The organism is Treponema sp. OMZ 805 (genome assembly GCF_050937395.1).
GTDB lineage: Bacteria > Spirochaetota > Spirochaetia > Treponematales > Treponemataceae > Treponema.
This window is the reverse complement of record NZ_JACCLP010000021.1, coordinates 1-8,726: the sequence shown is the minus strand read 5'-3', so window position 1 is coordinate 8,726 and position 8,726 is coordinate 1. Positions and strand designations below refer to the sequence as shown.

The 8,726-nt window shown below is 46.3% G+C and carries 11 protein-coding genes; all 11 read left to right on the top strand.

Features of this window, described 5'->3' with window-relative positions; genetic code table 11:
• Positions 1–205: 205 nt before the first annotated feature.
• Positions 206–709, top strand: a complete 504-nt coding sequence (locus tag HGH47_RS11800) for a phage protein Gp36 family protein (RefSeq protein ID WP_432912539.1) — start codon at positions 206–208, stop codon at positions 707–709.
• Between the two features lies 1 nt (position 710).
• Positions 711–1,232 (top strand): phage virion morphogenesis protein, encoded by a 522-nt coding sequence (locus HGH47_RS11795; RefSeq protein WP_432912536.1) that lies wholly within the window; start codon positions 711–713, stop codon positions 1,230–1,232.
• A gap of 3 nt (positions 1,233–1,235) precedes the next feature.
• The gene (locus tag HGH47_RS11790; RefSeq protein WP_432912533.1) at positions 1,236–1,754 is read left to right on the top strand and encodes a hypothetical protein; all 519 of its coding nucleotides are present in this window, start codon (positions 1,236–1,238) and stop codon (positions 1,752–1,754) included.
• 20 nt (positions 1,755–1,774) lie between these two features.
• On the top strand, positions 1,775–1,966 hold the full coding sequence (locus HGH47_RS11785; protein ID WP_432912530.1) for a hypothetical protein: 192 nt from the start codon (positions 1,775–1,777) through the stop codon (positions 1,964–1,966).
• Positions 1,967–1,969: 3 nt separating this feature from the next.
• Complete coding sequence (locus HGH47_RS11780) at positions 1,970–3,379, top strand: DUF2586 family protein (RefSeq protein ID WP_432912528.1); 1,410 nt, start codon at positions 1,970–1,972, stop codon at positions 3,377–3,379.
• A gap of 12 nt (positions 3,380–3,391) precedes the next feature.
• Positions 3,392–3,829: a hypothetical protein gene (locus tag HGH47_RS11775; RefSeq protein WP_432912525.1), complete on the top strand. Its 438-nt coding sequence runs from the start codon at positions 3,392–3,394 to the stop codon at positions 3,827–3,829.
• A gap of 74 nt (positions 3,830–3,903) precedes the next feature.
• Complete coding sequence (locus tag HGH47_RS11770) at positions 3,904–4,245, top strand: DUF6848 family protein (protein WP_162664583.1); 342 nt, start codon at positions 3,904–3,906, stop codon at positions 4,243–4,245.
• A 166-nt stretch (positions 4,246–4,411) separates the two neighbouring features.
• On the top strand, positions 4,412–6,709 hold the full coding sequence (locus tag HGH47_RS11765) for a phage tail tape measure protein (protein ID WP_432912522.1): 2,298 nt from the start codon (positions 4,412–4,414) through the stop codon (positions 6,707–6,709).
• Positions 6,706–7,386 carry a hypothetical protein gene (locus tag HGH47_RS11760; protein WP_432912519.1) on the top strand — a complete coding sequence of 227 codons (681 nt, stop codon included), beginning with the start codon at positions 6,706–6,708 and terminating at the stop codon, positions 7,384–7,386. Before HGH47_RS11765 ends, HGH47_RS11760 begins: the two co-directional genes overlap by 4 nt.
• A complete protein-coding gene (locus HGH47_RS11755; protein ID WP_432912516.1) occupies positions 7,373–8,131 on the top strand; it encodes a hypothetical protein in 759 nt (252 codons plus the stop codon). Before HGH47_RS11760 ends, HGH47_RS11755 begins: the two co-directional genes overlap by 14 nt.
• A partial coding sequence (locus HGH47_RS11750) for a hypothetical protein (RefSeq protein WP_432912513.1) occupies positions 8,128–8,726 on the top strand: 599 nt, incomplete at its 3' end. The genes HGH47_RS11755 and HGH47_RS11750, both read left to right, overlap by 4 nt.

Below are 8,726 nucleotides of genomic sequence, written 5' to 3'. Positions count from 1 at the left end.
GGGAAAAACCGTCGCAGTAAAATACCGCGAAGCGGATAACTCAGGCTATGTCGTTCGAACATGGGATGAAAAAGACGGCGGTATTCTCGGCGGCGAATATGTACAGGTAGCTCATGATGTTGCGGAATTAATTGTCTGCAAAAATCTGATTTATACCATCAAGGAAGTCCTGTAAAGGATTTTCAAAATAACAGGAGGTTTTGTTATGAAAAGATTTTTTGTTTTGATGTTAAGCCTTTTATGCATCGGCTTAACGGCCGGCTTTGCTGAGCCGTGTAGCAGAAAGGAGGGATGTATGGCCTATTGTACCATGACCGATTTACAGAGCACTTATGGAGCGGAGCGTATTGCTGCATGGAGTGCAGTCGATGCAGAGCGTGCAGAAAAAGCAATAGCCGATGCAAGTGCGGAAATTGACGGATACCTTTTATCCGGCGGTTATACCGTACCGCTTGCCGGTACCCCAGCGACAATAAAAAAATACTGCGTTGATATCGCCTGTGCCTCTTTAATTATTAGCACCGGTATGCTTGAAAACGATCCCGGCGGAAAAGCGGTTGTTGAACAGGCGGATATTGCCAGACGGTATTTGGATAAGGTTGCACAAGGAAAATACAAAATACCCGGCTACGATGAAAACAGCAGTAAGCCGCCTTCAGGAAACATACAAGCGGTATCGATGACTCGTATGGACTGGAAAGGATATTAACATGAGCAAGGCGGCAATAGAAGTCCGGTTTGATGATGATGCGGAATACCGGAACATCATCGATGCATTACATCGCGCTTCACACTGCGACCTGAAACGGATAGCGCAGGCTGCAGGGCTTGCGCTTGAAGCGGTAACGGCAGAAGCGTTTAAAAAACAAGAAGATCCGGTACGCAAAGATAAGTGGGAAGCGCTGCGCAAAGCACGCGGCCCGCTTGCTGCAAAACCCGGCTCTAAAACGCCTATCCTCAATGATAGAGGAACGTTAAAAAAATCAATTACGTTTCATGCTTTTGATGACGGCTCTGTCATTATCGGCTCAAACCTTGTGTATGCCGGTATACATCAAACGGGCGGAAAAACAAAAGCACATACGATAAAGCGGGGTAATGCAGTCATACAGCATCCCGGCTCGAAAATTCCGCCCCGTCCATTTCTTGGCGTGCCGAAAGATTTTCAAGAAAGTTTTTTCTCCGACCCTGCCATTAAAAAGCTACTCGGTATTGCAATAGGAGCGGAATAAACGATGGACGGGATGATAAAGGCAGCAAAAGATTTACTTGACATGTGCATCACCACCGAGATTCCTGATGCAACTGTGGTAAGGAATCGGGGAGATGAGTCAAAGCAGGTAATGACGCGCAAATGGCCGCTTGTTTCGCTCATTACTCAAGCAGGCAGACTTGATGACCGCACGGCACGTCTTGCTCGTTATCGGGATGATGTAACGGGGGAACTGAAACAGCGGAGGATTCGGGGAACACGGATTATCCCGATTTTAATCGGCGTCTGGGCAAAGGGAGAAAATGAGGTTGATGAGGTATTCAGTAAAATCGTACCGCGCATTCCGCGCAGGTGGAGTTATGACAATTTTGTAGGGCGTATCCTCATTAACAGTGAAGAGCATTCGGATTTTGCTGATAACGTGTCAAACCTGTATTGCTCAATTTTGGAAGTAGAGTTCCAAGTTGAGGTTGCAGGGGACGCGGAAATCGTGCCGACATTCGTGCAAGTTTCCGAAATCCCCGATATGCAAAATCCCTAAATGGTAGACGAGGAGAAGATATGGATAAGAACATAAAAAAAGAATCGGCAACATTTCTTGCCGTTGAAGAACATGCTGCAAATTTGCAGATTTCCGCTCCGGTTTTTCAAGCGGTGATGCAGGCGCAAAACTGGGCAGCAGGAAAAAAGGTTGAAAAAACTGAGTTTGAAAAGGCTGTAAACGCCTTTTTAAATGCTCCAATAGGAGGATAAAAAATGGCTTTACCGAATATTAACAACACTATTAAAGACGGCGCGATGGGAGTAGCCGGAGCGGATGCTACCGGTATTTTTGCAGCAGTCGGTGTTGCAGCACTTCCTTCAAACGGCATCATTACCTTTACGGATAAAGAAGATGTAGACGGAAAAATAGGGGACGGCCCCTTACGTGATCTTATCGTCAGTGCCTTATCGATTGCAAAAACAACGGTGTACGCAATCGCCGTTGAAGGAAGCACGGCTGGTACTGTTTCAAACGTGAGCGCAGTAAGCGGTAATCAAGGGGACGGAAAAATTACCGTAACCGGCAAGCCGCGTAATGAATATAGCATCTGCGTTGCTATTGTCTCAAGCGGAAAGCTCAATGAAGGAACATTCCGTGTAACAATCGACGGTCTTACCGGAAAGACTATCACCATTCCTGACGGGGACGGGAAATACGAAATACCGGGTACCGGTCTTACGCTGCAGTTTAGTCATGCTGATAAAGGCTTTGAAACAGGGGATGGATTTACGTTTACGACGACTGCTCCGCAAGCGACGAACGGCGAAATTCTTGCTGCAATCAATACGATTATCGATGCAAAAAAAGCTATCGAATGGATTGCCGTTGCAGGCGTTTCCAATGCAGCGCTTTGGGCAGCTCTTGCAACTCAGGCAAAAGGTGCTGAAAGCGTATATCAGTATCTCTTTTTTATTGCGCAAGCCCGCTATAAAAAAGAAGATGAGACAGTAGACGAGTATGTCAATGCGCTTACCGGAGCGGAGCGTGGTGTAACATCCTCAACTCGCTTGCAAGTTGTTGCAGGCTGGATCGAAGAGGCTGACTCAAACGGACAGGTTGATACACGCGGAGCTATCGGGGTGTACTGCGGAATGCTTGCCGGGCGAAAAGTCCACGAGGGGCCGGATGCCGTCAAATTCGGCAGCATAACAGCCGCAACAGCGATTAAACCTGACGGAATAAATGACGGACACATTGAAGCGTTGAAAAACGCAGGCTATGTAACGGTGAGAACCATCATCGGACTGAAAGGTATTTACATCACCTCTGGACAAATGATGAGTGAACAAGGAAGCGATTATGATTTGGTGGAACGCCGGCGTGTCATGGATAAAGCGTGCCGTGAGATAAGAGTAGCGCAGCTGCCGTTTTTGAACGATGCCGTCAATGTCGGTGCTGACGGTTCTCCCGAAGGTTTGGAGATATTCATTACACAAGGTGAAGTTCCTTTACAGACGATGAAAACGAACAAGCAAATATCCCACGGGTATATCATCATTCCTAAGGGACAAAATATTTTATCGACAAAAAAGCTTATAACGAAAATCCGTATCGTTCCGCTCGGTAAATTATCCTACATCGAAAACGAAATAGCCTATGATAATCCGGCTTTAGCACAGTAAGAGGAGAGAAAAATGGTAAACGGATTAATTTATGATTTTGAATCAATCAAACTGATGCTGCCGACCGGCTTAATCTTAGGTTGTGAAAGCGTTGAATACTCAGATGAAAAGAATGATGAGGTCATCTGCGGCACAAATAATTTACCGCTTGGCGTTGGACGCGGCGAATGGAAAGGAACGTGCAAGTTGGAACTTCAGCGGTTTGAGTATGATAAGCTCAATCTTTTTGGTGCAGCATCAGGGGGATTTTACAACATGCCGCCTATTCCGGTCGTTGCAAGTTACGGCAATCTGGGACAACCGCCTGTGACGGATACGCTTTTGGTACACTTTACCAAGCGAGACTTCAAAGGCTCGAAAGGGGACACAAGCCTTAACGTCACAATTGAAGGGCCGCAAACGATGCCCATGAATAGCGATGGCATCACCGCCTTCGTTCCATTTCTATAATACGGGGGCTTCTGAAAACAATAAAAACCGTTTTTAGAAGCGCTCAACATTATTTTATTTACAAGGAGTTTTTTATGACACTGGAAAAAGCAAAAATCGAAGAATTGAAAACTAAATATCCGCAAGGGATATTTGAAGGGGCAATCGATTTTACCACAACGGAAAATACAACGGAACAAGTTGAATTTATTTACCGCAAGCCTGTCATAGCAGATATGGAGTCGTATTCAAAAGCGGCGCAAAAAAATCCGATAACAGCGAACTTAAATCTTATTCAGTCGCTGATTGTCCACCCTGAGCCGGCTCCAATCATTACACAGCTTCGGGATTATCCTGCAGCCTATAGCCGGTTTGTAGATGATGTTATCAGCCCTTTTTTTGGAGCGAACGTGGCAGTGCGAAGCCGGAAGCTGTAAACACCTTTACGAGAATCCGGCTGTTTATCAGGCGGTTTCTCGGTGAAGATGTGTCGCAAGCGGATTACCGGCTTTTGATGGAAAAATACGAAGAGGCTCGCATTATGCGGGATTTTGAAGTAGGTGTCTATCAGGAAGCGATTGTAAAAGCTCTTGGCGGAAAGTAATGGCGAATTTTGTAACATCGATAACACTCCAATTTAAAGATGCATTCTCAAGCGGATTTGCCAATGCACAGAACAGCATGGCAGGCATGAAAGATGCCATCGGAGAAATTAACCGCAACAAAGACATGTTCGATTTAGCAGGCGATTTATCGCTTATGTCAGGTAGGTTCGATGAATTGGCCGGTAAAATTACGTCGATGATGGATGCCCCATCAGAGCTTGCGGGAAGTTTTCAATCGACAATGAAAAACATCCAAACTATAACGGGGATGTCTTCAGATGAAATTGAAAAACTCGGAAGCGAGCTAAACCGCATAGGCGGGCGCAATGCAGCAGGGACGCTTGCAGTTGCTGCTGCGTATAACGATGTTGCAGGAGGCATTACGAATGTTGAAGCGCAAATGCCTGTTATGATGAATGCCATTTCTCTTGCAGAAGCCGGTCAAGCTGACTTAGGAACGGCAACGAACGGCTTGGTAAAGATTATGAACTCCTACGGTTTTTCCGTGAGCAAAGCGGCGACTGAGGAGGAACGGAAAGCGGATATTTCGCAAAAAGCAGCATGGGCATCTGACGTAATGACACAGGCGGTCGGTATGGGGGTTGGCAGTATGGAAGAATTTATTTCCGCCATGTCTCCCATCTCAGGGCTCGCATCGTCGGTCGGCATCGGCTTTGACGAAATCGGCTCCACGATGGCGTATATGACCGCAACAACCGACACGGCTTCTACAGCCGGAACGAAATTACAATCGTTTATGATTGCCTTACAAAAACCGAGTAAGGAACTTTCCGCAGCTCTTGCATCAGTCGGCATTTCTTCCGGTTCTGCAATGCTTGAAGAATACGGACTTGCCGAATCGGCTCGTATTGTGCAATCGGCATTTGCCGGTAATCAGGATGCAATGGTCGCTGCGATGGGACGAGCTGAAGCGATGCAGGCAGTTATCGCATTGACAGGAGATGCATATTCTGATTTTGCAAAACAGTTTGGCTCCAGTATGAAAGGTATTACCGAAGTCTCTCAAGCAATTCAAACGGAATCGTATGAAAGTAAGACAGGAAGGCTACAGGCGATAAACGATTCACTTAAAATCAAAATAGGTGATGACATTAATGCAATCAAAGGTTTTTTTGTTGATATGCAGACGAGTTTCCTGACGGATGTTGTCTCCCCAATGATGGATTCTCCAGTAGGAGAAGTATTTCAGCGGATTGCAGCCTTTGCAGGGATTGCTGCAGGCGGTGTCTTACGGCTTGGAAGCGGTGTGCTTAATACGGCGACACAACTTGTAACCCTTACCACGACCATAAGCAATGCCGGAGGCATTACAAAACTTTTTAGTTCTACATTAGGGACGCTGAAAAATGCTGTAACGGGTATCGGATCTTCACTGATGAGCTTAATAGCACCATTATGGGCTAAAATTACCGCGACCTTTACCGCAACGGCAGCGGAATCAGGCTTTGCTGCTGCTCTTTGGGCAACAGCGGGGGCAATGTGGGCAGTCCTGTGGCCGGTACTTGCCATCGTTGCAGCAGGAGCCTTGATTGTTAAAATAATCTCGGAAGTGGTAAGCGGGTGGGATTCAGTTACGGCAGCCTTTCAAAACGGCGGCATCCTCGCAGCTTTATTACAGATAGGAAAGCTCATGCTTTCGGCGGTTATCGCACCGATACAATGGTTCATAGAACTGTTGGCAAAGATACCGGGAGTCGATTCTTATCTACAGCCAGCCGTTGATAAGCTTCAAGAATTTAGAAACAGCCTGAAAGGAAAGAGCGCCGAAGAAATGGGTTCTGAAGCAGCTGTTACGGTTAAAAGTGAAACGAGTACGGAATTTACCGGCATTGACACCGGAGAATTAAGCACAAGTATTCAAGGGTTACAAAAGCAAATCGGCAGTAAACCGATGGGAGGAGCAAAAGCGCTCGGCATAAATGATGACGGCGGAGCAGCTCTTGCTGCGGAGCACATGGCGGCCGCTGCCCGGAAAGGTGTGGCGGTTTCCTCTCTTACATCGAATGCTTCAGATGCCTTTATGGGAGCCGGAGCGGGCGGATATAGTGCATTAAGTGAAAATGCACATGAGAATATGCACGTACAGTTTAGCGAAGCGATGGTGCAAAAAAGCGCGGCAACGATTCCGCTGTTTAGAGAGGAGAAAAAAGAAGCTGCGCCACCCAATCAGACGTTCAAAATAGAAAATGTCTATTTGCAAGCGGATGACTGCAAAACGCTTTTTGACTTTATCAGGCAGCTTGAATTTGCCGTTGCACAAGGAGTAGCGGTATGAGACTTCCCGATTTTTCGTTTCCCAGTGACAGCCACCCTTCCATTCTCGCTCGTGCTGCGGAGTTTAACCGGTACATCGAAAAAGTCTCTGCGGAAAATTTTATCAAAGCGGGCATCGTAGGAGACGGACAGGCGGTGTGGCTTCCTGCCATTCTGGACAGCATCGAAGTAAGCGATGCGCTTTTAGTCGATAGCATTACAACGAAAGGCGTATCAGGCAGTACGAAAATCATATCGGGCTGGGCTGACTGTGATCTTACCATCAAGCTCATCTTAATTGATATTCCAAAGTATACCGCCGATACCGTTACTCCCGATATTACGCGCTTTGATTGCTTAAAAGAAGTCAGGCAGCGGTTCAAGGCGCAAAAGAACGGGGTGCCGTGCGTGTATACCTTGCAGCATCCGCATATTCAAGCATGGGGCTTAAAAGATTTTATTTTTAACGATTTAAAATCTATAGAAGAACGGGGAAAACGTATTATTCACTGTACGCTCGGCTTTGATGAGTTTGACAGCGTCAGCCGCAAAAGTCAAGACCGGCAATTAGGCTTTCAAGGGCAAAAAGGAATCACCGGCGGAGCGGGAGGAGCGGCCGTAAAAGCGGTCGACCCGCCGGTCTCGGATAAAACGCGGGCGGGCTTAGGAAAGTTGGAGGCGCAATATGCCAAGCAATAAAATAATACACCGGCAGACCCTTGAAGTTGAACTGAACGGACAACTCACCGATACACGGGCGTGTCGGTTTAATCTTGTAACACAAAAAGGATTCTCGTCGGTATTTGCAACGCTTCATTTTCCGGCCGGTTCAAAGGATGGAAAGAAAGAAGACACGATAAAAGTATACATTGCAGATAAAGAGAGTAAAGATTTATATTTTACCGGAACCGTGTATAACGCAACGGAAATAGACAATTATCGAAAACTTTTTTTGACGGACGGTTACTGGAAACTGTGCCACACCTCGTTTACTGCTTCTTATCGGAAAGAAAAAGCATCAAGTATTGTCAGTGATGTTCTTGATGCGGCGGGGGTGAGTGAAAAATCGGTCACGGTTCCTGATGTGGAACTTGCCCGCTTTTCGACAAAAGAACTATCGGCACACCTCGTGCTGGATATACTTCTTGATGCATTAGAAGAACACGGTGCAAAAGATATTACCTATTTCTTTGATGAAAAGGATTGCTTTCATTTTGGGACGCCAAAAGACACCGGAAAAAACACAGGGAAAACATTCTGCTTCAATACAAAAGAAACGATTTTTTCACATAGCGCCGATTGGATTGAAACGCTTCCCTTACCGATTCGGCATAGCATGAAGGTAACTGTTGACGGTGTTTCAAAAGAAGTTATCAGAACGGACTTAACAGTACAGGAGGGTGTATCGCGCCTTATACTGCATGTTGGGGGGAGCTGCACATGAAAAGCGGACAGGAATTTCTTGCATCGCTTTTAAATGCACTGTTGCCGAATAGAGCCGCTCCCGTGCTTGCAAAAGTGATAAAAGCATACGAAGGGGCAGGAGCGAATAAATATGCCTGCGATGTGCAGGTGCTCACAGCAGGAACGCTTGAGGAGACTGATCAAATTATTGCAGAAGTGCCGATTTCTCCTATCTGGGCGGGAAAGAAAAAGCGGGGCGTGTATGCCATTCCCCCCGCAGGACAAATTGTTATCGTCTCGTTTATCGGATGGAATGTTGCTTTTCCCTTTATTGCAGGGGTTTGGGCAGATGAATACGAAGCGGATGATTTTAAGGCGGGGCAATTTGTCATCACCGACGGGGACGGCTTAAAAATCATCGCCAATAGCGAAGAAAAGAAAATCACCATCGATACCGGTAAGGCGCAAGTCATCGTAAACGGCGATAAAATAGCCATTAAAAACGGTTCAAAAAGCCTTTTTACTATCCTTGACACCCATATTCAAAACCTTATCGGTATGACGACAACCGGCGCACCGGTAAAACATGTGGTAGACCCTGCAAGTATTCAAAAATTCATGCAGGATAAACAAGA

Excerpts from the sequence above, each read along its gene's own strand:
- HGH47_RS11800 (WP_432912539.1), top strand. The coding sequence starts at position 206 with ATGAAAAGATTTTTTGTTTTGATGTTAAGCCTTTTATGCATCGGCTTA.
- HGH47_RS11795 (WP_432912536.1), top strand. The coding sequence starts at position 711 with ATGAGCAAGGCGGCAATAGAAGTCCGGTTTGATGATGATGCGGAATAC.
- HGH47_RS11755 (WP_432912516.1), top strand. The coding sequence starts at position 7,373 with ATGCCAAGCAATAAAATAATACACCGGCAGACCCTTGAAGTTGAACTG.
- HGH47_RS11770 (WP_162664583.1), top strand. The coding sequence starts at position 3,904 with ATGACACTGGAAAAAGCAAAAATCGAAGAATTGAAAACTAAATATCCG.
- HGH47_RS11775 (WP_432912525.1), top strand. The coding sequence starts at position 3,392 with ATGGTAAACGGATTAATTTATGATTTTGAATCAATCAAACTGATGCTG.
- HGH47_RS11765 (WP_432912522.1), top strand. The coding sequence starts at position 4,412 with ATGGCGAATTTTGTAACATCGATAACACTCCAATTTAAAGATGCATTC.
- HGH47_RS11790 (WP_432912533.1), top strand. The coding sequence starts at position 1,236 with ATGGACGGGATGATAAAGGCAGCAAAAGATTTACTTGACATGTGCATC.
- HGH47_RS11780 (WP_432912528.1), top strand. The coding sequence starts at position 1,970 with ATGGCTTTACCGAATATTAACAACACTATTAAAGACGGCGCGATGGGA.
- HGH47_RS11760 (WP_432912519.1), top strand. The coding sequence starts at position 6,706 with ATGAGACTTCCCGATTTTTCGTTTCCCAGTGACAGCCACCCTTCCATT.
- HGH47_RS11785 (WP_432912530.1), top strand. The coding sequence starts at position 1,775 with ATGGATAAGAACATAAAAAAAGAATCGGCAACATTTCTTGCCGTTGAA.